Source organism: Duncaniella sp. C9 (assembly GCF_004803935.1).
Taxonomy (GTDB): domain Bacteria; phylum Bacteroidota; class Bacteroidia; order Bacteroidales; family Muribaculaceae; genus Duncaniella; species Duncaniella muris.
Genome location: NZ_CP039547.1, coordinates 2,986,340 through 3,010,907, shown reverse-complemented (window position 1 = coordinate 3,010,907; position 24,568 = coordinate 2,986,340). Strand labels below are relative to the sequence as shown.

Sequence of the window (24,568 nt, the reverse complement as noted above, 5' to 3'; positions counted from 1 at the left end):
GACTCTTGCAAATGAAAAGAACAAAAGTAGCTGATCTGCTCAAAGATTCGTCTTTGATCGGAACCGAGGTTGAAGCCAAAGGCTGGGTGCGCACCCGCCGCGGCAACAAACACGTGCAGTTTGTGCAACTCAGTGACGGCTCTACAATAAAAAATATACAGATTGTGTTTGACATGGCCAAGTTCAGCGATGAGGAACTCAAGCCAGTCACAACCGGATCAAGCATCTGCGTCAAAGGCATGCTTGTAGAGTCGCAGGGCAAAGGCCAGACCTGCGAAGTGCAGGCCGAGAGCCTTAAGGTCTACGGCACAGCCGATGTTGAAAGCTATCCCCTGCAGAAGAAGGGCCACACATTGGAATTCCTTCGCGAGATAGCTCACCTGCGTCCCCGCACCAATACGTTCGGAGCCGTGCTGCGAGTGCGCAGCGCACTGGCTTTCGCCATCCACAAATTCTTTAACGAACGGGGATTCCAGTATCTCCACACTCCGCTGATCACAGCGAGTGACTGTGAGGGTGCCGGAGCCATGTTCCAGGTCACAACCCTTGACCTCAACAACCTTCCCAAGACTGAAGACGGCAAGACCGACTATTCTCAGGATTTCTTCGGCAAGCCGACCGCACTGACTGTGTCAGGTCAGCTCGAAGGCGAGCTCGGCGCCACCGCTCTCGGTGAGATCTACACATTCGGCCCGACTTTCCGCGCTGAGAATTCAAACACTCCGCGCCACCTGTCAGAGTTCTGGATGATCGAGCCGGAAATGGCTTTCTATGACATCACTGACAACATGGATCTTGCCGAGGAGTTTGTGAAATACTGCATCAACTATGCGCTCGAACACTGCATTGATGACATCACCTTCCTTCAGGATATGTATGACAAGGATCTCATCGAGCGTCTGAAGTTCGTGGTCGAGAATGACTTCGTGCGTCTGACTTACGGCGAGGGCGTGAAGATTCTTGAGGAATCAGGCAAGAAGTTCGAATTCCCTGTGCACTGGGGCACCGACCTTCAGAGCGAACACGAACGCTATCTTGTGGAAGAACACTTCAAGAAGCCCGTGATCCTTACAGATTATCCGAAAGAAATCAAGGCCTTCTACATGAAGCAGAACGAAGACGGCAAGACAGTCCGCGCTATGGACGTGCTCTTCCCGCATATCGGTGAAATCATCGGAGGTTCTGAACGCGAGGAAAATTATGACAAGCTTCTGGCCCGCATTGAGGAACTCGATATCCCGATGAAGGATATGTGGTGGTATCTCGATACCCGCCGCTTCGGTTCAGTGCCTCACTCCGGCTTCGGTCTCGGATTCGAACGCCTAGTGCTCTTTGTTACCGGCATGACCAACATCCGTGACGTCATTCCTTTCCCGCGCACTCCGGGCAAGGCTGAATTCTGATAATACTGAATCATTTTCTTTATATAGTAGAAACGCCGGACTCCGAGAAGGAATCCGGCGTTTTGTTTCGTAGAGAGCCTGACTGTTACTGCATCTGCGAAGAGGTGGGGATGGTTGATGCCTGACTTTCATCAGTAGCGGATGAAGCTTTTTTTTCTGCTGTGGCTATATCTTTCTTCTCATTTTCGATGAAGCGCTTCATTTCGCCACGGCGCTCTGAGGCACGGCCTATGAGCATGAAAATTCCGCCGACAATTATCAGCGCGCCGAATGTGACGGCGGTGGTCCATGACGCGAGAGCCACAACTCCGACAAACATCGTTATCATATATGCTATTACCACTCCCATCAGGAGTATGAAGCCAATCCAGAAAAGGCCTTTGCCAAAAGATTTCATAAGACAGTCAAATAGTTTTATAAGTGAGTAATGTTATATATAATAAATGGCTGCGGAGTGAAAAAGTTTTGTCATGCAGTAATAAAACGCTGATAAAAACTTCAAGAGCCGGCTGACAGGGTTGTCCAACCGGCTCTTGTATTGGTGTGTGGAATTACACTCTCAGGTCAATCGAAGATCTTGTCCCAGTCTTTCCAGACGGCTTCATATCCGAGGCGGCGGATGTCGGCTGCCACAGCTTCAGGCGAGCGTGGGTCAGACACCTCGAACTGTTCGAGTGCGTCAGGCGTAGAGCAGTATCCGCCCGGTTCGGTCTTGCTTCCGGCACTCATGGAGGTGACACCGAGTTTCATCATATTGGCGCGGAACTCCGGATCCTCGCGTGTAGAATAAGATATGTCCACATCGTGGTCGAATATGCGGAAAGCGAATGTCACCTGAGCCAGTTCGCGGTCGCTCATCACGACCTTGGGCTGATAGCCGCCCTCGGCCGGGCACATGCGCGGGAAATTCACGCTGTAGCGGGTGCGCCAGTAGTTTTTGCGCAGATAGCGCAGGTGGCGGGCAAGCATTGCAAGGTCGGTGCGCCAGTCTTCGAGACCTATGAGCACTCCCATGCCGATTTTGTGGACCCCGGCCTGGCCCATGCGGTCGAAGCCGTTGACGCGCCAGTCGAAAATGGACTTCATGCCTTTGGGGTGATAGGTTTTGTAGTTGGCGGCATTGTAGGTCTCCTGGAAGCATACCACTCCGTTAAGACCGCTTTCAACCAAACGTGCGTAGCTTTCGGTCTTCATTGGCATCACTTCGATGGTGAGATTGTTGAAATAGGGACGCGCCACATTCAACACCTTTTCAAGATAGTCTACGCCGTTGAGGGCCGGGAATTCACCGGATACGATAAGCAGGTTTTCAAAAGGACCTAGACGGCGGATGGCCTCGCATTCGGCCTTGACCTGATCAAGGGTCAGTGTGACTCGTTCGAGGGGGTTGTTGTGGTTGAAGCCACAATACACACAGGAGTTAGTACACGCGTTAGACACATAGAGCGGAATGTAGAGAGAGATGGTTTTGCCGAAGCGCTCCATAGTGTAGCGGTGACTAAGCTGCGCCATCTGTTCGAGATAAGGCTCCGCGGCAGGCGAGATCAGTGCCATGAAGTCTTCGACACTGAGATGCTGCTTGCGCAGGGCACTCTCGACGTGAGCTGCCGTGCGAGACTGGATGAAACGTGTGGTCTCATCCCAGTCATATTTTTTTAGTTCTTCTGAAAACATAAGAGTTTTGGTGTTTATGTTTTTGCAAGAGGCCGACGCGAGAGAGCAGCGTCAGCCTCTCGGTTAAAATCGGTAGGTTATGCCAAGCGGTAGGCGACCGACTCCCACGAAGTGGTGGCCGTTGTGTTTTTCGCCATTGATTCGTGGCTGCCAGACGGTCACCATCGGAGTCAGTGTCAGACCGATGTTGTCGGTCAGGCGATAGCTGGCGCGCAGGCCGCCTTCAAGAGCCAGTGATGTCTTGGAGTTTCTGCATGATCCCCAGCCGAAGCCGATTCCGGCCATCGGGCTGATTTCAAAGCGGCGGTCAGTCTCTCCGGTAAACACATGGGTGAGATTGAGCATATAGTCGAGGCTGAGGGTTTTGATCTCCTGATTGACGATCCGGTTGAAGGGCACACAGTCATAAGCGAATGAGAGTTGCAGTCCGGAGGTGCCGGTGAGCCACCCTCCGGCTGTGGCGTTGAAGCCCCAGGAGACTTTGCGGAACGATGTGTTGGAGAAACTTTCGCTGTAGAGCATCGGGCCTCCCGCTATTCCGACATAGGGGCGGAATTCCGATAAATCAGTGGCAGAGGCATGGGCCGAACGTTCTTTCCTGGTGCGGCCTATTTTGTAGCTGAGGCCTGCGAGCAGACGTGCTTCAGGATTGAAACGGCGTGTGTAGTTCGGGATGGCAAGCAGCTGCACCTGAGGTTCGAGGATGATGTCGACTGCGGGTGACACGCCGATGCGTCCGCGCAGTCCGGCTCTTGGTCCCCAGATAATGCTGTTGTGCTTATGGTTATAATGTGCGATACCGGCGTTCATGCCTACAAAGGCATCAAGATCGAAGCTACGTTCGCTGTCAAAGCCGCCGGCGAGTGTCGACAGGCTCAACAGATAGTCGGCCGAGAGCGAAAGGGAGCGGTAGTTTGCTCCGGTGTTATAATATTCGTATTCGCCGTTGATTCTCCAGGCGCTCTCCGGGGTGTACCATTTGCCGAAGCCCAGGCTCACTGCGCAGTTAGGCTGCCATGAGCGCGAACGCATCAGCACTCCGCCGAGCAGATCGAAGAAGTAGCGGCGTGAGGAGAGGAATTCTCGATAGTCTAAATGCGACTTGTAGGCATCATATTCGGGTGATGTGTTGAAGCGGTAGACGAGGCCAACGTTAATTCCCGGCATCAGAGCGACGCGGTGGCTGGCACGAGCTATCTCACTGTCGAATGCCCTGACATTGGGTTCAAGATAGAGCCCTACAGAGGGTGAGACTTTCCATATGCCCTGAAGTCCGGCATGAAGCCCGGGGAAAAATTTCTTTCCTTCGCCTGAGAGGCAGGCTGCGCTTGCACCCAGCACCACGTTTGTCTCTATTTTGGCATCGGGGTTATAGCCTACGAATGCCGAATTAAGATTCCAAAGGAAGTCAAGATCGGCTATTGTGCTGTAGCGTTTTTTGAATCCTGCGGGCTGCCGGAGTTCCGCGCCGCCGATCGAAAGACGCAGGCCGGCGGGTGCGCTGAACCATTTTCCGATAGAGAGGGTTCCTGCGGCGCCTATGCGGTCACGCCATTCAGAGGTGTTTTCGCCGATTGACACAATTCCTCCTGAGAGACCAATGAAGAGATTGTCGCGGAAATGGTTGTTGGCAAACATGGAGTTGTCCACGCTGATGCCTTTTCCTCCGGCCATACGGTAGCCGAGACCGACCATGACAGATGCGTTCCAGTCATATTTGTGCCATGTCTTGACATCGTCAAGCTTGTCGCCGTAGATGCCGAGACGAGGTTCCACATAGAGATAGGTGGATGATGTGAGGTAGACTCTTGGCTGCAGGGCTATTCTGGCACCGGCCACACCCCAGAGACGGTGACCTTCGCGGTGGAGCGCCTGGCCTTCGATTCCCATGATTCCGACCAGTTCGAAATGGCGTGAGGGGTTGTCGCCTCGAAGCAGGGATGAGAGGTTCATCATGTAGTCGAGTGAGAGGGCTGCGAAATACGGTTTGTAGTCTCTGAGTCCGTGGTGGCGTCCGCCGCTGATTCCGAGACGCCAGCCGTGGACGGGAGTTATCCAGTCTCCGATGGATATCCCTGCGCGGTAACCGTTTTCGGATGACGGACCTGACAGATGCGAGTTGGGGCGCATCCATTCGGGGCCGCCTTCCATAGAGATGAAAAGATGGTCGCCGAAGCGTTTGTGAGCGAATTTCTCGGCAGGGGCAGGGCGCTGGAGCACGTAGTCAAGCGCGTTCATAGTCGAGTCGATGGCCACCGGAGCATCCTGGGTGGCATAAGCGCCTAAGGGCAGAATGCAGGAGCTTATAATAGTGCAGATGGTGCGTATATTGGTTTTCATATCTGTTCCTCCTCTTCTTCACGTTCTTCCATAAGGTCAATAAGGTCGCCGTCTATTTTGGCGATTTCCTTAAGTTCGGGCTTAAGGCGGAGAGCATTTTCAAGGTGGCTTACGGCTGCCATGTATTCATCCACACGGTTTGCCGCCACAGCTTTGAGGTATTCCTCTTCAGCTGAGCCTCCGAGTTTTGAAGCCTTGCGCCAGGCCTGATCATTGGCTTTGAGGGCAAGGAGTATCACTACTTCATTGATGGGTGATTCGGCGGCTACTTCCTGCATGGCTTCCTCATAGCGTCCGTTGAACACATCGGTGTAGACCTTGGCTTTGTGGAATTTCGGAGTGTCAGGCAGAAGCGATGCCAGCGAGTCGGCTTCGAGATAGTGGTGAGAGGCGAGGCAGGCTGCTATGTGGTTGAGCCGTGATTCGTCGGGGATTTTCTTTGTCTTGTTTCCGGGTTTGAGATAGGCGGCGAGTAGGTCGTAGTCCGCTTCGCCGCGTTCGAGCTTCATGGCCGAGAGGTCAGTGGCGGCGACAATGAAGTTCGGATGTGTCTCAAGCGCTTTTTTCAGATATTCCTCTTTCTCAGCCGGTGTCTTGGCCACATAGCGGTAAAGACGGAAGAATTCGAAGCGGGAAAGCGATTTGGGATCTGTTTTGTAAACTTCGGCTATTTCATCGTCGGTCAGATAGCGGTATTGCGATGTCAGAAATTCATAGCTGACCTTACGCATGCGGGGAAGATATTTTTCGGGTATTAGCGATGAATAGAAGGGCAGTTTGCGCACACGGACTGACTGCATGTCCATCTGTCCGGGGTAGCGGGCTATGATCTCGGCCACTGCATCGGCTTCGGTGTTGAGGCTGTCGGCACGGAGCATTTTGACGAGAGTTTCCCACGGTTCGACCGAGGCATCGCTTTTGACTTCCATGTATCGGCGGGTAGTGGGGGAGAGGTTGTCCATGATCAGGTCAAGAGCCGACTGCATGCGTCTTTGCGAGAGAGTCACGTTTTTCTCATAGTTGCCTTCAGGCGACGAAGTGGAGTAGATATAGAAGCTCTTGAGGGCGGCATCCGGGTCGTTTTCGATGCGCTGCAGCTGGCTCAGAAGCGAGTTCATTTCAGAGCGGTTGTTGCCCTGGTCCATGTCAAGGCGGGCGTCGTTGACGCGGAATGTCAGCATGACGTCGCCACGGGTGTCGCGCATCTGCATTTCAGGTGTCGGATAGAATGTGGTGTCGGTGACTTCGGTCCCGATCAGATTGTACTGGAAGAAGCGCATCGGGTTGACAGTGCCGCGGGCTATGGTTGTGGTGTCGCGATAGAATACGCGGTTGTAGTTTTCCATTGCCATGAGCATGTCGCAGTGGAAGTCGTGGTCAGGATTATCGAGATAGACGGAGTCGCTCCAGAAGATCATGTCGTCCTTGCGGCTTGAATGTTTCTGGACCTCTACATAGGGTGTGAGCGGATCGTCATTGAGATCAAAATCGAGCATTCGGTCCTGGGTGATGTTGTAGCGGCGTCCGTCAAACACGAGTGGCTTGAGATACCACATTTTCGATGCCGAGACATTGTAGAGTGCCGGCTGGATTATCAATCGGGTGGAGGAGCCGAACAAGCGGTGAGGCACTTTTATGCGGGTCTTTATGTGGGCATAGTTACCTTTGATCTCGATGTCGGTAGGCTCCGGGGCCACGGTCTTGAGTTTGCCTTTGGCCTTGACCAGGACTTCATCAAGGGTTATCGAGGAACGTGTCAGCATAACATCGATGGTCAGTCGTCCCTCTACGGGGACTTCGGTGTCTTCCATGCCGAGGATGGAGAACACGAGCTTGCCGTCGCCGTCAATGATTACGAGATACTTGCCTTCTTCGTTGGTGCTTGTGAGGAGCTGTTCGTTTTCAGCATTGTAAATGCAGACTCCCTGCATCGGCTCGCCCTGTGAATTGGTAACGATGCCGCGGACATTGATGTCACGTGCTGTAGCGGCGAGCGCTATCATAAGGATAGCCGCGATAGAGGAGAGGATGCGTTTGGCTGTTGTCATTTCCATTTCTTTCGCGGATTATTTAAAAATGTAAGAGAATGAAATTCCGGTTCCGACAGGCACAGGCACCCACCGGCTCATGTTTGTGGTGGCAGGCTGGCCGTTCTGGTAGAGATAGTTGTAGCCCCATACACGTGCCATTCCAAGTCCAAGAGTGAATTCTACGTTCCAGTGTCGGTTGAGTACGAGGGCATAGCCGTAGGTCAGACCGGCGGCTACTCCGTTGCCTTTGTAGCAGTGTTCGCGCAGGCGCAGGTTGAAGACTCCGCCGCTGAATGCTACTCCCATGAAGTGGCGGGCCATCGGGCGGTTGAACCAGTAGCGCAGCGACGGTTCGATGCGCAGGTTTTTGAGCTTGATATCTGAGCCGTAGACAGTCTTGTCGAGAGGATTTCCGGCAACGCCGATCTCGAAAGTGACTCTGCGTGACAGACGGGTGTCAAGGGTGAGGTTGGGCGACATAAGCACCCAGTCAAGCGTGTTGGTCTTCAACGCGACCCTCTGCGCTTTGGCCGGGACATAGCATAGTGTGAAAGAGAGGATGGAGAGGAGCCAAAGAAAAAGCCTATTGGTCATCGGTGAAAATTGTAAAAATAGTTGAACGGTTAAGTTATAGTGTGTGATTATGTCATCAGAAGACATGAAAAGCAATAACCACTGATAGACGCAAGAGGGTGCTACAATCGCAGTAGGGTCCCTCTTGCGGTTATATACGGTGGCATCAAGTGATGAATATTTTATTTTGCGCAGTCGTCAACAAGTTGCTGGGTGATTCGCATCGCACAGAAGTTGGGACCACACATGGTGCAGAAGTGGTCATCGTCCTTGTGGCTCTCTACGTAGTACTGACGTGCGCGGGCTGGGTCGAGCGACAGGTTGAACTGGTCTTTCCAGCGGAATTCGAAGCGGGCCTTGCTCATGGCGTCATCGCGGACCTGTGCGCCGGGATGTCCTTTGGCAAGGTCGGCGGCATGGGCTGCGATCTTGTAGGTGATCACACCGTTGCGCACATCTTCGAGGTTGGGGAGTGCGAGATGTTCCTTGGGGGTCACGTAGCAGATCATAGCGGTGCCCATCCAGGCTATCTGTGCGGCTCCGATTGCCGAGGTGATGTGGTCGTAGCCGGGAGCGATGTCGGTGGTCAGCGGGCCGAGGGTGTAGAACGGCGCTTCGTGACATTTGTCGATCTGGCGGTCCATGTTCTCGCGGATCTTGTGCATCGGCACGTGTCCAGGACCTTCGATGAGCACCTGTACATTGTGTTTCCAGGCTATTTCGGTGAGCTGACCGAGCACATCGAGTTCGAGGAACTGCGAGCGGTCATTGGCATCGTGGATAGAACCCGGACGCAGACCGTCGCCAAGCGAAACTGCTACGTCGTAGCGGGCGAGGATCTCACAGATTTCATCGAAATGGGTGTAGAGGAAGTTTTCCTGATCGTGGATCACGGCCCAGCGGGTCATTATAGAGCCGCCGCGCGACACGATGCCGGTCAGACGTTCCTGAACCATGTCAGCATGAGCGCGGAGAGCTCCGGCATGGATGGTGAAGTAGTCCACACCCTGTTCTGCCTGCTCGATCAGTGTGTCGCGATAGATTTCCCAGGTCAGATCCTCCACTTTGCCGTTGACTTTTTCAAGAGCCTGGTAGACGGGGACTGTTCCGACCGGGACCGGGCAGTTGCGGATGATCCATTCGCGGGTCTCGTGGATGTTGTCGCCGGTCGAGAGGTCCATCAGAGTGTCGCCTCCCCAGTAGCAGCTCCACACGGCTTTGCTGACTTCTTCCTTGATTCCGGAAGAGAGGGCGGAGTTTCCGATGTTGGTGTTGAGTTTTACGAGGAAGTTGCGGCCGATGATCATCGGTTCGGCTTCGGGATGGTTGATGTTGGCGGGGATGACGGCACGTCCGGCTGCTACTTCCTGGCGTACGAATTCAGGAGTGATGTGGCTCTTGATGCCGAGGGCTTCGGCATTATTGTTCTCGCGGATGGCTACATATTCCATCTCAGGGGTGATGACACCCTGGCGGGCAAGCGCCATCTGGGTTATTTCCCTGCCTTCGGCCGCGCGGCGGGGTGCGTAGCGGTGGCTGAAGCGGATTGAGTCGAGAGAGCTGTCGGCTTCGCGCATGCGTCCGTAGTCAGAGGTGATGCATGAGAGTTGTTCGAGGTCTTCGCGTCCGGCTATCCACTCCTCGCGCAGACGGGGAAGTCCGGCGTTGATGTCAACGGTTACGTTCGGGTCTGTGTAGACACCGCTGGTGTCATAGACATAGACAGAGCCGTTCTCGCGGGTCAGGCGTTCGCCATCAATGATTTTTACAGTAGGGGTGAGGTTGACACGCCGCATGGCTACGCGGATCGGATGGAGTTTTCCGTCAATGTAGACTTTTTCTGAACCGGGATAGCTGTTTACGTCGATGTTTTCTATTTCCATATTCTGAGTTATGGTGATAAATGTCTGATTTATAGATTGAGAAATTCAGTGAGAGGGCTTGTTGCGGATGCTGATGAAGAGACAGATCCCAGACCGGCGAGATAGGCTTTACGTCCGGCTTCGACTGCAAGTCTGAATGCGACTGCCATTTCAACAGGGTCGCCTGCTACGGCGATTGCTGTGTTGACCAGAACGGCATCGGCTCCGATTTCCATTGCATCGGCTGCGTGAGAGGGAGCTCCGAGTCCGGCGTCGATCACCACCGGCACACGACTTTCCTCGATTATGATTTCAAGCAGATCGCGTGTCTTGAGCCCTTTGTTAGTTCCGATCGGTGCGCCGAGTGGCATTACAGCAGCGGTGCCTACTTCTTCAAGGCGCTTGCACAGAACCGGATCGGCCTGGATATAGGGGAGCACTTTGAAGCCTTGTTTTGCAAGGATTTCGGTGGCTTTCAGCGTTTCGATGGGGTCGGGGAGCAGATATTTGGGATCGGGGTGGATTTCAAGTTTGATAAAATCGGTCCCGAAACAGTCACGGGCGAGATTGGCTGCGAGCACGGCTTCTTCGGCTGTGCGGACGCCTGAAGTGTTGGGGAGAAACTGTACATGCTCGCGGTTGATGTGGCGCAGCATGTCATCTTCTTCCTCATGGTCCATGTCGATCCGCTTCATGGCCACAGTGATCATCTGCGAGCCTGAAGCGAGAATTGATTCAAGCATCAGGCGGTTGGACGAAAATTTGCCTGTGCCTACGAATAGGCGTGAGGTGAATTCTTTTCCTCCGATGGTTAAAATGTCGTTCATATATAAGCTTGTGTGATGATTTTGTCTGGAAGGGTTATCTGAGGATTACCGGCGCTTTTCGAATGCTTCCTGAAGAGCGCCGAGCACCTTGCGGGTATAGTCCACCGGGTCATCGGCGTTGATGATTGATCCGCTCATGGCTACTCCGTTGACACCTGTGGCCATGACTGCCGGGATGTCTTCAAGGGTGATTCCTCCGATAGCCACGATGGGGAGCAGGATGTCAGCGGCGCGGATTTCACGGACTATCTCCGTGTAGCCGTCAAGGCCGATTACCGGCGAGAGGCGGGCTTTGGTGGTGGTGTAGCGGAAAGGGCCGAGGCCTACATAGTCAACGTCCCAGCCGCGGAGCCGGGTGATGTCAGCGGCAGTGTTGGCTGTGCATCCGATGATGGCTTCCGCTCCCATGTTCTCACGTGCGACGAGCGGATTCATGTCATCTTTGCCGAGGTGCACGCCGTGGACCGACATCTCGATGGCAAGTTCTACGCGGTCGTCGAACACGAGGAAGGCTTCGTTTTCCTTGCAGAGCGGAATGATTTCAAGGGCTGTCTGCCGGAATTCTTCATCAGTGGCATCCTTAAGGCGGAGCTGTATCCATTTGCAGCCTCCTTCAAGGACCATCTGGACTTCTTCCGCAATTGTGTAGCGCTCGGATGGATGGGTTATGAACTGGAGCATAAGAGTCAGATTAGTTTTATGGTTTGTTCCGCAAACTGCCTTACAGTTGTGGCCGGGCTGTTCCACGGAATGGCTCCAAGCATGGCGAAGCCATTGAAGTTATAACGTTTGAGATATGGAATTCGTTCAGGAGTAACGCCTCCGAGTGCGATGACCGGAGTCGGGATATCGTCAAGAGCGGAGAGGGTCTCGCCGGTGAATGCTGAGTGATAGCCTTGTTTGGAGATGCTGTCAAAAATGGGGCTGAGGGTGGCATAGGCCAGCCCTGTGCATTTTCTGAGTTCATCGATCGAGTGGCATGAACGGCTCAAGGCTCCTCTGTAGAGGGCCGGTGCGTCCGGACAGCGGTGGTTCAGATGCAGGCCTCCGAGATTGAAATCGTTGCAGAGGTCGAAGTGGCCGTGGAGCACGAGGCAGCTGTGGAAAGCCTGGGGTATTGCTTCGATGAGTTTTCTGACATCGGTGCGTGACGCTCCGGGATGGCGGAGGTGTATTCTGTGCCATCCGGCATCAAGAAGCGCGCATACCGCTGCTGCTTCATGCCGCTCGTTTTCGAGGCGTTCCGGTGTAATGGCTATCGCTGTCATCGCGGAGAGATTTATGGCTTAGCCTCCGTAGAATGCTTTGATGATGACAATGTCATCTCCGTCGGCAAGTTTATGAGACGGACGCAGCACGGCGGGTATTACTTTTCCGTTGACGGCTGTGGCGATTCCCTGTGGTTTTATTTCTTTGGCGTCAAGAGCATCTTGCAGAGAGGCGCCGTCAGAGAGGGTTATGTCTACTTGGTTGACTTTTACGGTCATGGTTGTTGGTTTTATCTGTTGAAATAGCCTGCCGGGATCAGCGGCTTTTCGGATTGAAATTTTTTAATCGTCTGGGTGAGAAGAAGTGGTTCACGGGTCCGTGGCCGTGGCCTGTGGAGATCCATGCACCGGCTTCAAGGGCGCGTGTCACGTAGAGTTTTGCCATTCTGACGGATTCGGTCAGGGAGTAGCCGAGTGCGAGATAAGAGGCTATGGCCGATGAGAGGGTGCACCCGGTTCCGTGGGAGTTTTTTGTGTCGACAGCATCGGCTTTGAGTTCGATGGTTTCTCCGGTGGCGCCGAGATACAGTGTGTCGGTTTTGAAATCAGTGCTGTCAGAGTCGCCGCCTTTGATCAGAATGTTCTTGCAGCCAAATTTCCGCAATGCTTCGATCTGCTCTGCGGTGTCTGAAGATCCGGCCAGTTTTTCGGTTTCCATCCGGTTGGGAGTAACAAGCGTGGCCAAAGGGAAAATGCGGCTGACAAGGATTTCGATGGCATCCTCTTCAAGGAGCATTGATCCGGAGGTCGAGACCATTACCGGATCGATAATGAGATTTTTGGGACGATAGTGTTCGAGACGATCGGCTACAGCCGCGGCGACTTCTGCATTGCAGAGCATCCCGATCTTGACGGCCAGAGGCGGAATGTCGGTCATGACCATGTCGATCTGATCGGTCATTACTCCCGGCGATACCGGCATGATCGACCGCACCCCGGTGGTGTTCTGGGCTGTGACCGAGGTTATGGCCGACATAGCATAACAGCCGATGGCCGACATTGTCTTGATGTCAGCCTGGATGCCGGCGCCACCCGATGAATCGGACCCGGCGATTGTGAGAGTGGGATAGTAAGTTCTCATCGCGCTTTGTTATTATTAAAACTCCTGCTTATGCCGTAGTGGGCATAAGGCCAGACGATACTCTTCGAAGTCCGGCTGACGTCAGGCGGTCAGACGTCGGACTGACAAAGCGGCTGAGGCAAAGTCAAGTGCAATCCCTTCGGCGGTACTAACCGCATCAGGTTCAGAGGGTATCATCTCAGCGGCAATCACAGGAGGGTGAATGCCGCACCCCTTTGTCGGCGCAAAGGTAGAGTTTTATTCGTGATTTTCCAAATCATAAGCGGTCTAAAAACGGCATCGGGACTTTGAAAAATCATCTGAAAAATCACCGATGCGCCCCACTCCGGGCGCATCGGCAAAAATGAGCTCCTTTTGAGAGCAGAGTTTTGTCTGCGGTTATTTCACGATGCCTTTTTCAAGATATTCGGCAAGGTTGGTGCGTACCTGTTCGCCGGCGCGTTCTACGGCTACTTTGGCCATGTCGGCATCTACCATGAGGTTGACGAGCTGCTCGAAAGAGGTCTTCTTGGAAGGGTCCCAGCCGAGCTGCTTGCGGGCTTTTGAAGGATCGCCCCAGAGGTTGACCACGTCGGTCGGGCGGTAGAAGTCGTGCGATACTTCGATGACTACTTTGCCGGTCTTTACATCGATGCCTTTTTCATCGGCTCCTTCGCCTTCGAAACGCAGTTCGATACCTGCGCGACGGAAAGCGTAGAGGCAGAATTCACGCACTGAGTGCTGTTCGCCGGTAGCGATCACGTAGTCTTCGGGTTTTTCCTGCTGGAGGATGAGCCACATACATTCCACATAGTCCTTGGCATAGCCCCAGTCGCGGAGCGATGAAAGGTTGCCGAGATAGAGTTTTTCCTGTTTTCCCTGGGCGATGCGGGCAGCGGCAAGGGTGATCTTGCGGGTTACGAATGTCTCGCCGCGGCGTTCTGATTCGTGGTTGAAGAGAATGCCTGAGCAGCAATACATGTTATATGCCTCGCGGTATTCCTTGATGATCCAGAATCCGTAAAGTTTTGCCACTGCATATGGTGAGTAGGGGTGGAAGGGTGTCTTTTCGTTCTGAGGTACTTCCTCAACCTTTCCATAAAGCTCTGAAGTTGAAGCCTGATAGATGCGGCAGGTGTCGGCAAGGCCGGTGAGGCGCACGGCCTCAAGGATGCGGAGCACACCGGTGGCATCGATGTCGGCTGTGAATTCGGGCGAGTCAAAAGATACCTGGACGTGGCTCTGGGCGGCAAGATTGTAGATTTCGTCAGGGCGCACTTTTGACACTACCTGTAGTATCGACATCGAGTCACCGAGGTCGGCATAGTGAAGATGGAAGTTGGGCTTTCCCTCAAGGTGTGCGATGCGTTCGCGATAATCTACTGACGAACGGCGGATGGTGCCGTGAACATCATAACCTTTCTCTAAAAGGAACTCTGCCAGAAACGAACCATCCTGGCCGGTGATACCTGTGATCAGTGCAGTTTTCATTAGTCTTTAATTGATTTGTTACAAGCTACTAAGTGAGTTTTGAGCCGCAAAGGTAATGAATGTTTGTGATATATTAAAATTGAAATTTTATTTTTTTTGATATTAACGAATTGAGAGGATGCCTGATAACCAAGCATCCTCTCGAATTGTTTTATTTGATTGTTATTTTTGCCGGATTTCGTTTCTCTTTTTCCCACCGGTGTAGGTAGTCGAACCATTCGGTGGCAGAGTGGGGAGAGGCGCTGTCGCGTTCGGCTCCGGAGATAAAGCTGTAACGGATGCGGCCCTTGGTGTCGGTTTTCAGAAGCGTCAGATAATTGACGTCATCTTCCTTGACAGATCGCAGATAGGCTGCCGGCACAAAGATGCCGAGTCCGATTGTGTCGGTTATGTCGGGCATTCCTTTGTCAGGCAGATTTGTGCCCCAGCTTCCGGCAAGACCGGTTTGGGTGAGGAAGCCTTGGTTGTCAGTGGCGAGTTTTTGCACTCCTGTGCAATAAGTATATGTTTTGGGAGCGCCTGAAATGGTGATGTCTACGTCGATGTCGCGGTGACGGGCATAGATTGTGTAGCGCTGACGCATTTCGAGGGGTGCGCCGTTGTAGATCCAGCCGCGGTCAGAGACTTCGACTATGGAGCGGACCGGACCTGAGGCGATCACGCGCTGCATTCGGGTGGTGACGGTGTCAATGGTGACGGGGCTGCCGTTCTGCCATCCGCGGAACGAGCCGAGCGCTACTGAGGTTCCGGCCCAGAGCACGTCGCGGCCGTAGCCTTGTTCGAGCTGCTTGCGGGTGGTGTAGAAGCCGGTGCTGTCAAGTTCGAGCCGCGGGGTGTTTTTGGCGTAGAGGTCTACGCTCTGGCGGTTGTCCATGTAGATGCGAATGGCATTATAGAGCCCTTCAAGCACAACTCCGTGGCCGTAGATGCTGTTGTACATCTGGCGGTTGTCAACATCGCCCGGAAAAGCGATGGCCTGTATCTCAGGATGCTTCTTGTTTTTGTCGTTGAGCTTGAGGTAGGCCTTGGTTTCGGGGGTGAATGATGTTTTCGGGCGGGCCGATGAGAGGTCGACGGTCAGAGTCTTTGTCTGGTTGGCTTTCAGGTCGACGAGGAAAACGAGTTCATCGGGACGGCCGTCGTCGTTGAGATCGTCAAGTTGCCAAGGCGTGTCGGGCTGGCCTTTGATGACCGCCGAGTTGATTTCTTTACCGTTTTGTGCTATAGGAACAACAACCGGCACCGCCTGGCGGGGTGTCGGTTGTGGATTCGTAACGGTAACAGTAATTGAAAGCAGGAGTGAAAACGCGAGCATGAATTGAGTCGGTTTTGAGGTTTATGCTGATTACTGGCCGAGATATGCTTTGAGCAGGTGGCTTTTCTGACCCTTGAGCCGGCGGATGGCCTTTTCTTTAATCTGGCGCACACGTTCGCGGGTCAGGTCGAATTTGGCGCCGATTTCTTCGAGGGTCATTTCCTGACAGCCTATGCCGAAGAACATTTTGAGGATTTCGCGTTCACGGTCGTGGAGCTGCTTGAGGGCGCGCTCTACTTCTTTTGACAGAGATTCCTGGGTGAGTGTTGCATCAGCCATAGGAGAGTCATCGTTTGTGAGCACGTCAAGAAGACTGTTGTCCTCGCCTTCAACGAAGGGGGCGTCGACAGAAATATGGCGTCCTGAAACTTTGAGTGTATCGGCGATTTTGTCGACAGGCACGTCGAGCTTTTCAGCGAGTTCTTCAGGCGACGGACGGCGTTCGTTTTCCTGTTCGAATTTCGAGAGTGCCTTGCTGATTTTGTTGAGCGAACCTACCTGGTTGAGCGGCAGGCGCACTATGCGGCTCTGTTCGGCCAGAGCCTGGAGGATGGACTGACGAATCCACCACACGGCGTAGGAGATGAACTTGAAGCCTCGTGTCTCGTCAAATTTCTGTGCCGCTTTAATCAAGCCGAGATTGCCTTCGTTGATAAGATCGGGGAGGCTGAGCCCCTGGTTCTGATACTGTTTTGCCACAGATACAACGAAGCGGAGGTTGGCACGAACGAGCTTGTCGAGAGCTCTCTGGTCTCCTTGGTGAATGCGCTGGGCGAGCTCTACTTCCTCTTCGACGGAGATGAGCTCTTCGCGGCCGATTTCCTGGAGGAATTTATCGAGCGACGCGCTTTCACGATTGGTTATAGATTTGGTGATTTTTAATTGTCTCATGTCTACTTATAGCAGATAATTCGTGCAAAGGTAGTAATTTTTCGGCTTATATCAAAATTTGAGAGTCTTAAAAGAGGTGAGATCAAGGTCTGAAAGTCGAAAAGTTGCTGTTTGGATGCGCGCGATGGTGGAAAAATGAAAAAAAAATTGTAACTTTGCAATCCAATCACATAACAAAGAGCCTGGGCCAAGAGTTCAGCTGTAAAAAATATGGACCTTGGCCGGTTCGCTAAGACTATCTATCCTAAATGGCGCCCAAAAAAGTTCTATTCGTCTCGCAAGAAGTATCGCCTTATCTGCCGGACACATCAATGTCAGTCCTTGGTCGTGACATACCGCAGGGTATTCATGGCAAAGAATTCGAAGTGAGGAGTTTCACCCCGAAATATGGCTGCATCAACGAACGCCGCAACCAGCTCCACGAAGTGATTCGTCTCTCCGGCATGAATCTTATCATAGATGATTCAGACCACCCTTTGATAATTAAGGTGGCAACCTTGCTGCCTTCGCGCATGCAGGTCTATTTTATTGACAATGACGATTATTTTCAGCCATTACCTGAAAAGGGGCTCGAAACAGATCTTCTGCCGGCCGACAATGACGAACGCATCATGTTCTTCACAATGGGTGTTGCGGAGACCGTCAAAAAACTCCGTTGGCAGCCGGCTGTGATCCACTGCAGCGGCTGGGTTTCGGCTCTGACTCCACTGTATCTGCGCAGACGTTATTCGGATGACCCGATTTTTCGAGACTCAAAGATCGTCTATGCCCTGCAGCCTGAAAAGTTTGAAGGAACTCTTGACCCGCGTTTCGCAGAGAAACTGCGCATGAGTGATTTCAGCGAAGAAGATATAGCGGCTCTCGGCTCCGACCCCGTGGATTTCGCCACCCTTAACCGTCTGGCCATTGACTATGCCGATGCCGTCATCCAGGTGACCGGCGATGTCGATCCAGTGCTGGTTGAATATGCCAAGGCTTCCGGTAAACCATTCCTTGCTTATGAGGGCGAGGAAGATCGCGTTGACCGTTACACAGAATTTTATCGCTCGCTTTTAGGCGAGGATGATGATTAATCTCCGATCAGAATGAAAAAATTAGCTCTGCTTTCAGCAGGCGTAATAGCCACACTCTCCGTCATTTCATGTGACGAAAGCACCTCAACGGCCGGCGGGAGCTTGGTCGAGGATGAGGTTGAGATCGTCATAGACTCCAACTTTACCGTCAGCGGACGCCCGGTCAGCAATGATCTGGTGCAGTCACGCACTGTGCTTCAGCTTCTCGGAAATCTGGATGCCAAAGGATATGGCAATCTCCGCAGCGATATCGTCTGCCAGTATATGCCATCGTCTTATGTCGATACATTTTATGTCAAGCCGGACTATATTGATTCTGTCAAGCTCGTCCTTTCTATGTATAAGGACGGATTTGCCGGAGACTCTGTGGTGCCGATGGGGCTTACGGTTTATGAACTCAACAAACAGTTGCCTTCGCCGATCTACAGTGACTTCACTCCTGACGGATATTACGATCCTTCGGCACCTATCGGTTCAACATCGTACTCGGCGCTCATTGACGGAGCCGAGGATATAGGAGCTGACAGCGAGGGCAGTATTATAAAGGATATAAAGGTGACTCTGCCGACAGAATTCGGTGTCCGTCTCTACAATCAGTTCAAGACTTCGGAGGCCACATTTGCCACCCCACAGGCATTCGCAAAATGGTTCCCAGGATTATACATCGCCAATTCATTCGGTTCAGGACGTGTGACAAGAATAGTCAACAATATGATCAACGTCTATTACCGTTCGGTTATGCCGATTCCTGACACCGATCCGCAGCGTGACACAGTGTTCAACCTCGTCGGATCATATATGGCTGTCACTCCTGAGGTAATTACCAACAATAATATAGTATATAAGATGTCGGAAGAACTTAAGCAGCGCGCCCAGTCAGGCGAAACAATGCTTATAGCTCCCACCGGCTACGATGTGGAGTTCAACTTCCCGGCACGCGAAATACTCCGCCGCTATCAGGAAAACAGCGGATCGCTTGCAGTGGTCAACTCACTTTCGCTCTCGATTCCCGCCAAAGAGATCGAAAATGACTACGGTCTGACACCTCCGCCATATGTGTTGCTTGTCAAGAAGAAGGATAAGGACAAATTTTTTGCCGGAACTCAGATCAATGACAATCTCTCGTCGTTCTATGCTTCATACAACTCTACCACCAAGAGCTATACATTCTCGTCAATGCGCGATTATATTCTCGACATAATCAAGAAAGGCGAGGCTACGGAAGAGGATGAGGAGTTCGTCATCTGTCCGGCACTGGTGTCGTTCTATGTGAATTCCAATTCAAACTACTACAGCTATTACTACGGCTACAACACCACATCCACTCAGGTAAGCTCCATAACACCTTATGTAACCGAACCGGTAATGGCAACACTTGATTTCTCGAATGCCAAGATCAAGTTCAGCTACAGCAAGCAGACCCTTGGTAATTAAAAAATAAATTAGTAACTTTGCGCTGCAATAGTCCTGACGGGGTTGCCGCAAAGTTACTTTTTTTGTGGTCCCGGCATATGACGGACATTCAATAGTCCGGACCGCAGTCATCAAGCCGCAATAGCTCAGTCGGTAGAGCATTTCATTCGTAACGAAAAGGTCGTGGGTTCGAGTCCCACTCGCGGCTCAAAGGGAGTGACAGAAATGTCGCTCCCTGCTTTTTTTTGATACTTTGCATGTGCAAATCACAGATGCCATATCCGGTGGCGGTATGTTTTGAGTTCTTCTTCCGGGAACTTGGCTATCGCATTGTCAAATTCTCGGAGCAATGTGACTTTGTCGTTTGGAAGCGCTCCGGTGATCGGTACCGTATTGGATATGTGATGACCAAGCAGGTTGACTTTTATGCTAAGTCGGTCAATGAGTGTGCGCATTTCCATCAGCCTCTCGATTTCCGGTTCTTCCTCATAAGTCCCGTCGAGTACTTCATTAAACAGTTGTGACTCCGGGAATATCGTGAGTGATACAATGTTGATTATGCAGGGGTGGAGCTGATTGAGGACATTGGCTGTTGCCACGGCGCTTTCCTCTCCTTTCCCTCTTCCTCCGAGTCCGTTCAGATAGAACACGTTGTAGCGGATTCCGGCTTCGTCAAGTTTCGATAACTGTTCGAGAATGTCAGAGGCGTGATAACCTTTGTTCATTCTGTCGAGGGTCTCATCGTGAGCCGTCTCGATGCCGATGTTGATGCTGTCGAGCTTCATGTGCCGGAGGTTTTTCAGCTCTTCCACAGATTTTGATTTAATGTCTGTCACACGGGCGAACATTCCGAACGATACCATGTGAGTAAGATATTTTCTTAACAGAAGTGCCACATCCATCAGTTTGTTGTAGCTCAACGCAAAAGGATTGGCTCCTGTGAGATATACTCGTCTGGCACGCGGTTGCCACTGGCGAATGACTTTCAGGTCTTCTTCCACCTCTGACAGCGGCGACATACGGAACGGAGTGCCGTGATAAAGGCTACAGAATTTGCACTTGTGCCATGTGCAGCCGGATGTGATCTGAAGAAGTTGAGAATTGGCCTCGTATGGCGGACGCCACACCTGCCCGGTGAAATGGAGTTGCGGATACATCATATTTGATTATTTTTTGTAACTTTGCGGTGAGTCAGAGTGCTTTGCACCGCGCACCAGATGCGCCGACATGCGCTCTCTGCTCGCTCGCGAATGTTTCACATTTGTAATGCAAAATTAGATGATTATCAGTGTGGAAGCAATGACTTACCGATAGGTTTGACCCTTACCGAAAAGTTTGTATTGCTCGTGATCAGTCTTTTTTGAAACCTCGGTTATGGTAAAAAAACTTGACTACGAATATTGCAAGGCGGCTCCGATGCTTGAATGGCTCGGCAACAAGTGGGCGCTGGTGGTTCTCGTGAAGATTTCAGAGAGCGGACCGGTACGCTTCAACGAACTGTACCGCAACATCCCGTCGGTTTCGGAGAAGGTACTGTCGCAAGTGCTTCGTCAGCTGACCGCCGACGGCATAATCCGTCGCGAACTCTTTCCGGATGTCCCTCCACGGACGGAATATTCGGTGACGGAGTTCGGTAAAACTCTTTTGCCTCACGTCGAGGCTCTGCTCAACTGGGGACGCGAGAATTTTGAACGGATAATGGAAAACCGTAAAAATGCAAACAGATAATATGGCAGCTAAATTTAATTTCAATACCATCGGATTGTTTACGACTGACAATACCCGCATGGTGGCATTCTATCGTGACATAATGGGGTTTGAAACCGATTGGAACGGTGAAGACCCTGATGTAAGGATGCAGCTTGGCAATATGTGGCTAATATTGTTCCCACGTACCGCCTTTGAACAGATGACCGGGCGGGAATACTCTTATCCATGCGGACTGAACGGCACGGTCGAACTGGCTTTTTATGTACCGACATTCAGCGATGTAGATGAAGAGTATGCGAGAGTGACCGCCCTTGGAGCAAAGTCAGTATTTGCACCGCAAACTATGCCTTGGGGGCAACGCACCTGCTATATTGCAGACCCCGAAGGGAACCTGATTGAAATCCACTCTTTCACCAAAGACTAAATAAAATGGCGTGTACCTATGCATTTATTGAATTCATCTGTGATGCACTTGCTCCATTGGGTGTGGTTCGCAGTCGCAAGATGATGGGCGATTACGTCATCTATGTCAATGAAAAATGTGTAATCACAGCCTGCGACAATATCGCTTACGTAAAGAAATTGCCCTGTATTGCCGACTTGATGGCTGATGCCGAGTGCGGCTTTCCTTATCAGGGCGCAAAGGAGGCCTATATCCTTGACTTCGCTGACACCCGCAAGGCTCTTAAGGTGATTGAAACTCTATGGAATGATCTCCCGTTTCCGAAATCAAAGAAAAAGTAACAATAGAGAGCTCACACAGAAAAGACAGATCCCGAAGCCGTGGCGGTTTCGGGATCTGTGCTTATAGTCTGGATCTGTCTGGCTGAGTGTTTAGCCGTACTGGATTGTTCCGTCTTCGTTGCGGTACTGGTCAAAGCCTTTTTCGTACTGGTCCATTGCACGGAGGCTCATGCCCATGCTTGAGAAACCGCCGTCATGGAAGAGGTTCTGCATGGTGACCTTGCGGGTAAGGTCGCTGAACATGACAATGCAATAGTCGGCACATTCGTCGGCTGTGGCATTGCCGAGGGGCGACATACGGTTTGCAAAGTCCATGAGCGAAGACATGCCCTTCACGCCGCTGCCTGCAGTGGTCTGGGTGGGCGACTGAGAGATGGTGTTGATGCGCACTGACTTTTCGCGACCGTAGATGTAGCCGAAGCTGCGGGCTATTGATTCGAGGAGCGCTTTGGCATCGGCCATGTCGTTGTAGCCGAACATTGTGCGCTGGGCTGCGATGTAGCTGAGGGCCACGATGCTGCCGTGGTCAGCGATCGCATCAAGTCTTTTTGCGGCCTGAATCATCTTGTGGAATGATATGGCTGATATGTCAAGCGTCTTGTTGAGCAGATCGTAGTCGATGTCATCATAGAGACGTTTCTTGCGCACGTTGGGTGACATGCCGATAGAATGGAGAACGAAGTCGATCTTTCCTCCGAGGATTTCCATTGATTTCTGGAATACCATTTCGAGATCTTCCACATTGGTTGCATCGGCCGGGATAACTTCAGCATTAAGCTTTTCGCCGAGTTTGCTGACATCACCCATGCGGACTGCGACCGGGGTGTTTGACAGAGTGATTGTAGCGCCTTCTTCTACAGCTTTCTCAGCTACTTTCCAGGCAATACTCATGTCATTGAGCGCGCCGAAGATAATGCCGCGCTTTCCTTTCAAAAGATTATAAGCCATTTGGTCTATTAAATTAATTCGTTTCTTTTATTTCGCGGGTGCAAAGTTACGCAGAATTGGGCGGGATTTGAAATATTTTCGGCAAAAACGCTCCCCGGAGGTTGCAACAACCGTAATATTGACTTAATTTTGTGATAATTTGGAGTAAAGTTTTCTGACGCTCACACCCCTCCACTAACTATTGAGAATTATGCCGATAATTGAAATTTCATCATTGACCCATCCCGGAGCAGAGATTTTCAGCTCATTGACCGAAGCCCAGTTGCGTAACAGACTAGAACCTGACAAGGGTGTCTTCATAGCAGAGAGTCCTAAGGTGATACGTGTGGCTCTTGAAGCCGGTTATGAGCCTGTGGCTTTGCTGTGTGAGCGGAAACATATAGAAGGTGACGCTGCCGACATTGTGGCGCGTTGCGGAGACTCAGTCCCGGTCTATACAGGTGACCGGGATCTGCTTGGCACTCTGACCGGCTATACTCTGACACGCGGGGTACTCTGTGCCATGCGCCGTCCGCAGGCTCCGACTGTCGGTGCAGTGCTGAATGAAGCCCGCAGGGTGGTGGTGATTGACGGTGTGGTAGACACAACCAACATAGGAGCGATATTTCGCTCAGCTGCCGCTCTTGGCATTGATGCCGTGCTGCTTACGCCGTCATCATGCGATCCGTTCAACCGCAGAGCGGTAAGGGTTTCGATGGGGTCGGTATTTCTTGTGCCGTGGACATGGCTTGACGGACCGATCGGCTCATTGCGTGAATCCGGGTTCAAGACGGTGGCGATGGCTCTGACTGACAAGTCTGTCTCTCTTGAAGACCCGGCGCTGAGAGAGGAGCCTCGGCTCGCTATAGTTATGGGTACCGAGGGCGATGGACTTGCCGATGCGACTATTGAAGATGCCGATTATACAGTGCGTATTCCTATGGCTCACGGGGTCGATTCGCTCAATGTGGCCGCCGCGGCGGCTGTGGCTTTCTGGGAGCTTAGAGCCCGATAGGGATTCTGCATAAAGTATCGGTCCTGCCGGTCTGAATTTTTTCTTTCAGACCGGCAGGACCGTTTATATATAAGGAGGCTTTGGCCGCCTTTCTGGGGCTGATTATGTGTGGGTAGCTTGCGCCTGATTATTTGGGCAGGTTGAAGGCCACTGTCATCTCTTTCATCTGCTCGTCAGACATGCCGTCAGGTTCGAAGCCCATGTTCTTGGCGCAGATGTAGATCTGGGCAGATTTGTTGAGCACATCAACCTGGTCGAAGGCCATCATGATATCTTCCTCTACGGCGAAGACTCCGTGTTTTTCCCAGAGTGTCACGTCGTAGTCGGCAAGTTCCTTGATGGTAGACTCGGCGAGGATGTTTGAGCCGGGAAGCTGATAGGGGATGATGCCGAGACCGCGCGGACAGAAAGCCTTGGTTTCGGGGATCATGCTCCAGAGCAGGCGGGTGGCCACGTCTTTTTCAAGATATTTGTTGCAGTGTGACATTGCCACGAGTTCGATCGGATGAGTGTGGAGCGATGCTTTGTATTTCGAGCCTTTTCCGATGAGGTAGTTGTGGACGGCAAGATGCGAAGGCAGTTCCGAGGTGGGTTTCACCGGTTCGTCTGCGATGATCTCATAGTGGGCGCAGTCATCGGTGATGCGGATCACAGAACCGTTGGCCATAGGCTTGCGGGCGAGATCACGCATACGCTTGTTGGTGCCTTTGCAGAAGAAATAGCATCCCTTGAGGTTGGGAAGAGTCATGCCGATAGGAGCGGCGGGAGCGATGGCCGGCATGGCGCGGATCGCATCGTCGACATATTCGGTTACGTTGACTGTGATGTTGCCTCCGTTACGTTCGGCCCATCCCTTTTCCCAGAGATAGCCGGCTACTTCAGCTACTTTTTCAACCTCGGCTGTGAGCACGGGGCGGTTTTCTAATATTGATGACATAAGTATGTGATAAAT

Annotated in this window: 24 protein-coding genes, 1 tRNA gene and 1 riboswitch; of the genes, 8 read left to right on the top strand and 17 right to left on the bottom strand. The window is 52.2% G+C overall.

Features of this window, described 5'->3' with window-relative positions:
• Positions 1-11 precede the first annotated feature (11 nt).
• Entirely contained in the window at positions 12-1,403 is a 1,392-nt protein-coding gene (gene asnS, locus E7745_RS12765; RefSeq protein ID WP_107032873.1) for an asparagine--tRNA ligase, read from the top strand.
• Between the two features lie 85 nt (positions 1,404-1,488).
• On the opposite strand, the gene E7745_RS12760 is transcribed toward asnS, so the two are convergent.
• The 14 genes from E7745_RS12760 to E7745_RS12695 all read right to left on the bottom strand — a co-directional run bounded on the left by E7745_RS12760 (position 1,489) and on the right by E7745_RS12695 (position 16,734).
• A complete protein-coding gene (locus E7745_RS12760; protein WP_107032874.1) occupies positions 1,489-1,800 on the bottom strand; it encodes a phage holin family protein in 312 nt (103 codons plus the stop codon).
• A gap of 167 nt (positions 1,801-1,967) precedes the next feature.
• The gene (thiH, locus tag E7745_RS12755; RefSeq protein ID WP_123399218.1) at positions 1,968-3,077 is read right to left on the bottom strand and encodes a 2-iminoacetate synthase ThiH; all 1,110 of its coding nucleotides are present in this window, start codon (positions 3,075-3,077) and stop codon (positions 1,968-1,970) included.
• Between the two features lie 63 nt (positions 3,078-3,140).
• Positions 3,141-5,417 (bottom strand): hypothetical protein, encoded by a 2,277-nt coding sequence (locus E7745_RS12750; protein WP_124075921.1) that lies wholly within the window; start codon positions 5,415-5,417, stop codon positions 3,141-3,143.
• Positions 5,414-7,471 (bottom strand): carboxypeptidase-like regulatory domain-containing protein, encoded by a 2,058-nt coding sequence (locus E7745_RS12745; protein WP_107032877.1) that lies wholly within the window; start codon positions 7,469-7,471, stop codon positions 5,414-5,416. The genes E7745_RS12750 and E7745_RS12745 overlap by 4 nt, the downstream gene beginning before the upstream one ends.
• A 12-nt stretch (positions 7,472-7,483) precedes the next feature.
• Positions 7,484-8,041 carry a DUF3575 domain-containing protein gene (locus E7745_RS12740; protein WP_160631214.1) on the bottom strand — a complete coding sequence of 186 codons (558 nt, stop codon included), beginning with the start codon at positions 8,039-8,041 and terminating at the stop codon, positions 7,484-7,486.
• Positions 8,042-8,202: 161 nt separating this feature from the next.
• Entirely contained in the window at positions 8,203-9,903 is a 1,701-nt protein-coding gene (gene thiC, locus E7745_RS12735; protein WP_124075920.1) for a phosphomethylpyrimidine synthase ThiC, read from the bottom strand.
• A 29-nt stretch (positions 9,904-9,932) separates the two neighbouring features.
• Positions 9,933-10,709 carry a thiazole synthase gene (locus tag E7745_RS12730; protein WP_123399226.1) on the bottom strand — a complete coding sequence of 259 codons (777 nt, stop codon included), beginning with the start codon at positions 10,707-10,709 and terminating at the stop codon, positions 9,933-9,935.
• Between the two features lie 45 nt (positions 10,710-10,754).
• Positions 10,755-11,390: a thiamine phosphate synthase gene (locus tag E7745_RS12725; protein ID WP_136408987.1), complete on the bottom strand. Its 636-nt coding sequence runs from the start codon at positions 11,388-11,390 to the stop codon at positions 10,755-10,757.
• 5 nt (positions 11,391-11,395) lie between these two features.
• Positions 11,396-11,977 carry a thiamine phosphate synthase gene (locus E7745_RS12720; RefSeq protein ID WP_136408986.1) on the bottom strand — a complete coding sequence of 194 codons (582 nt, stop codon included), beginning with the start codon at positions 11,975-11,977 and terminating at the stop codon, positions 11,396-11,398.
• 18 nt (positions 11,978-11,995) lie between these two features.
• The gene (gene thiS / locus E7745_RS12715) at positions 11,996-12,196 is read right to left on the bottom strand and encodes a sulfur carrier protein ThiS (protein WP_107032883.1); all 201 of its coding nucleotides are present in this window, start codon (positions 12,194-12,196) and stop codon (positions 11,996-11,998) included.
• Positions 12,197-12,233: 37 nt separating this feature from the next.
• Positions 12,234-13,058, bottom strand: coding sequence for a bifunctional hydroxymethylpyrimidine kinase/phosphomethylpyrimidine kinase (gene thiD, locus E7745_RS12710; protein WP_136408985.1), 825 nt, complete (start codon positions 13,056-13,058; stop codon positions 12,234-12,236).
• Positions 13,059-13,175: 117 nt separating this feature from the next.
• A riboswitch (TPP riboswitch) is annotated at positions 13,176-13,283 on the bottom strand.
• A 153-nt stretch (positions 13,284-13,436) separates the two neighbouring features.
• On the bottom strand, positions 13,437-14,528 hold the full coding sequence (gmd, locus tag E7745_RS12705; RefSeq protein ID WP_107032885.1) for a GDP-mannose 4,6-dehydratase: 1,092 nt from the start codon (positions 14,526-14,528) through the stop codon (positions 13,437-13,439).
• A 151-nt stretch (positions 14,529-14,679) separates the two neighbouring features.
• Positions 14,680-15,843: a DUF4861 domain-containing protein gene (locus E7745_RS12700; protein WP_123611152.1), complete on the bottom strand. Its 1,164-nt coding sequence runs from the start codon at positions 15,841-15,843 to the stop codon at positions 14,680-14,682.
• 30 nt (positions 15,844-15,873) lie between these two features.
• On the bottom strand, positions 15,874-16,734 hold the full coding sequence (locus E7745_RS12695) for an RNA polymerase sigma factor RpoD/SigA (protein ID WP_107032887.1): 861 nt from the start codon (positions 16,732-16,734) through the stop codon (positions 15,874-15,876).
• A 248-nt stretch (positions 16,735-16,982) separates the two neighbouring features.
• Here E7745_RS12695 and E7745_RS12690 point away from each other — a divergent pair, with 248 nt between their 5' ends.
• From E7745_RS12690 to E7745_RS12680, 3 genes are all read left to right on the top strand, one after another.
• Complete coding sequence (locus tag E7745_RS12690; RefSeq protein ID WP_123611153.1) at positions 16,983-17,807, top strand: glycogen/starch synthase; 825 nt, start codon at positions 16,983-16,985, stop codon at positions 17,805-17,807.
• 12 nt (positions 17,808-17,819) lie between these two features.
• Positions 17,820-19,241: a DUF4270 family protein gene (locus E7745_RS12685; RefSeq protein WP_107032889.1), complete on the top strand. Its 1,422-nt coding sequence runs from the start codon at positions 17,820-17,822 to the stop codon at positions 19,239-19,241.
• A gap of 114 nt (positions 19,242-19,355) precedes the next feature.
• A tRNA-Thr gene (locus E7745_RS12680) sits at positions 19,356-19,428 on the top strand.
• Positions 19,429-19,486: 58 nt separating this feature from the next.
• On the opposite strand, the gene E7745_RS12675 is transcribed toward E7745_RS12680, so the two are convergent.
• On the bottom strand, positions 19,487-20,380 hold the full coding sequence (locus tag E7745_RS12675; RefSeq protein WP_123611154.1) for a radical SAM protein: 894 nt from the start codon (positions 20,378-20,380) through the stop codon (positions 19,487-19,489).
• A 214-nt stretch (positions 20,381-20,594) separates the two neighbouring features.
• Here E7745_RS12675 and E7745_RS12670 point away from each other — a divergent pair, with 214 nt between their 5' ends.
• Genes E7745_RS12670 through E7745_RS12660 form a run of 3 tightly spaced genes read left to right on the top strand, consistent with a single transcriptional unit; the run spans position 20,595 to position 21,674 of the window.
• On the top strand, positions 20,595-20,948 hold the full coding sequence (locus tag E7745_RS12670) for a helix-turn-helix domain-containing protein (protein WP_124076322.1): 354 nt from the start codon (positions 20,595-20,597) through the stop codon (positions 20,946-20,948).
• A gap of 1 nt (position 20,949) precedes the next feature.
• Positions 20,950-21,354: a VOC family protein gene (locus tag E7745_RS12665; RefSeq protein WP_107032892.1), complete on the top strand. Its 405-nt coding sequence runs from the start codon at positions 20,950-20,952 to the stop codon at positions 21,352-21,354.
• Between the two features lie 5 nt (positions 21,355-21,359).
• A complete protein-coding gene (locus E7745_RS12660) occupies positions 21,360-21,674 on the top strand; it encodes a TfoX/Sxy family protein (RefSeq protein ID WP_124076326.1) in 315 nt (104 codons plus the stop codon).
• A gap of 90 nt (positions 21,675-21,764) precedes the next feature.
• Here the strand turns inward: E7745_RS12660 and E7745_RS12655 are convergent, their stop codons facing one another.
• Positions 21,765-22,622, bottom strand: coding sequence for an enoyl-ACP reductase (locus tag E7745_RS12655; protein WP_107032894.1), 858 nt, complete (start codon positions 22,620-22,622; stop codon positions 21,765-21,767).
• 190 nt (positions 22,623-22,812) lie between these two features.
• On the opposite strand from E7745_RS12655, the gene E7745_RS12650 reads away from it, so the two are divergent.
• Positions 22,813-23,616, top strand: coding sequence for an RNA methyltransferase (locus tag E7745_RS12650; RefSeq protein ID WP_107032895.1), 804 nt, complete (start codon positions 22,813-22,815; stop codon positions 23,614-23,616).
• Between the two features lie 127 nt (positions 23,617-23,743).
• Here the strand turns inward: E7745_RS12650 and rhaD are convergent, their stop codons facing one another.
• Positions 23,744-24,553 carry a rhamnulose-1-phosphate aldolase gene (rhaD, locus tag E7745_RS12645; RefSeq protein WP_107032896.1) on the bottom strand — a complete coding sequence of 270 codons (810 nt, stop codon included), beginning with the start codon at positions 24,551-24,553 and terminating at the stop codon, positions 23,744-23,746.
• Positions 24,554-24,568: the final 15 nt, after the last annotated feature.

What these genes read in the sequence shown, in the direction of transcription:
- E7745_RS12740 (WP_160631214.1), bottom strand. Translation starts at nt 8,041, where the DNA reads ATGACCAATAGGCTTTTTCTTTGGCTCCTCTCCATCCTCTCTTTCACA.
- E7745_RS12660 (WP_124076326.1), top strand. Translation starts at nt 21,360, where the DNA reads ATGGCGTGTACCTATGCATTTATTGAATTCATCTGTGATGCACTTGCT.
- thiS (WP_107032883.1), bottom strand. Translation starts at nt 12,196, where the DNA reads ATGACCGTAAAAGTCAACCAAGTAGACATAACCCTCTCTGACGGCGCC.
- thiH (WP_123399218.1), bottom strand. Translation starts at nt 3,077, where the DNA reads ATGTTTTCAGAAGAACTAAAAAAATATGACTGGGATGAGACCACACGT.
- E7745_RS12695 (WP_107032887.1), bottom strand. Translation starts at nt 16,734, where the DNA reads ATGAGACAATTAAAAATCACCAAATCTATAACCAATCGTGAAAGCGCG.
- E7745_RS12675 (WP_123611154.1), bottom strand. Translation starts at nt 20,380, where the DNA reads ATGATGTATCCGCAACTCCATTTCACCGGGCAGGTGTGGCGTCCGCCA.
- E7745_RS12720 (WP_136408986.1), bottom strand. Translation starts at nt 11,977, where the DNA reads ATGACAGCGATAGCCATTACACCGGAACGCCTCGAAAACGAGCGGCAT.
- asnS (WP_107032873.1), top strand. Translation starts at nt 12, where the DNA reads ATGAAAAGAACAAAAGTAGCTGATCTGCTCAAAGATTCGTCTTTGATC.
- E7745_RS12725 (WP_136408987.1), bottom strand. Translation starts at nt 11,390, where the DNA reads ATGCTCCAGTTCATAACCCATCCATCCGAGCGCTACACAATTGCGGAA.
- E7745_RS12690 (WP_123611153.1), top strand. Translation starts at nt 16,983, where the DNA reads ATGGCGCCCAAAAAAGTTCTATTCGTCTCGCAAGAAGTATCGCCTTAT.
- E7745_RS12760 (WP_107032874.1), bottom strand. Translation starts at nt 1,800, where the DNA reads ATGAAATCTTTTGGCAAAGGCCTTTTCTGGATTGGCTTCATACTCCTG.
- E7745_RS12665 (WP_107032892.1), top strand. Translation starts at nt 20,950, where the DNA reads ATGGCAGCTAAATTTAATTTCAATACCATCGGATTGTTTACGACTGAC.
- E7745_RS12700 (WP_123611152.1), bottom strand. Translation starts at nt 15,843, where the DNA reads ATGCTCGCGTTTTCACTCCTGCTTTCAATTACTGTTACCGTTACGAAT.
- rhaD (WP_107032896.1), bottom strand. Translation starts at nt 24,553, where the DNA reads ATGTCATCAATATTAGAAAACCGCCCCGTGCTCACAGCCGAGGTTGAA.
- thiD (WP_136408985.1), bottom strand. Translation starts at nt 13,058, where the DNA reads ATGAGAACTTACTATCCCACTCTCACAATCGCCGGGTCCGATTCATCG.
- E7745_RS12750 (WP_124075921.1), bottom strand. Translation starts at nt 5,417, where the DNA reads ATGAAAACCAATATACGCACCATCTGCACTATTATAAGCTCCTGCATT.
- thiC (WP_124075920.1), bottom strand. Translation starts at nt 9,903, where the DNA reads ATGGAAATAGAAAACATCGACGTAAACAGCTATCCCGGTTCAGAAAAA.
- E7745_RS12745 (WP_107032877.1), bottom strand. Translation starts at nt 7,471, where the DNA reads ATGGAAATGACAACAGCCAAACGCATCCTCTCCTCTATCGCGGCTATC.
- E7745_RS12650 (WP_107032895.1), top strand. Translation starts at nt 22,813, where the DNA reads ATGCCGATAATTGAAATTTCATCATTGACCCATCCCGGAGCAGAGATT.
- E7745_RS12685 (WP_107032889.1), top strand. Translation starts at nt 17,820, where the DNA reads ATGAAAAAATTAGCTCTGCTTTCAGCAGGCGTAATAGCCACACTCTCC.
- E7745_RS12670 (WP_124076322.1), top strand. Translation starts at nt 20,595, where the DNA reads ATGGTAAAAAAACTTGACTACGAATATTGCAAGGCGGCTCCGATGCTT.
- E7745_RS12655 (WP_107032894.1), bottom strand. Translation starts at nt 22,622, where the DNA reads ATGGCTTATAATCTTTTGAAAGGAAAGCGCGGCATTATCTTCGGCGCG.
- gmd (WP_107032885.1), bottom strand. Translation starts at nt 14,528, where the DNA reads ATGAAAACTGCACTGATCACAGGTATCACCGGCCAGGATGGTTCGTTT.
- E7745_RS12730 (WP_123399226.1), bottom strand. Translation starts at nt 10,709, where the DNA reads ATGAACGACATTTTAACCATCGGAGGAAAAGAATTCACCTCACGCCTA.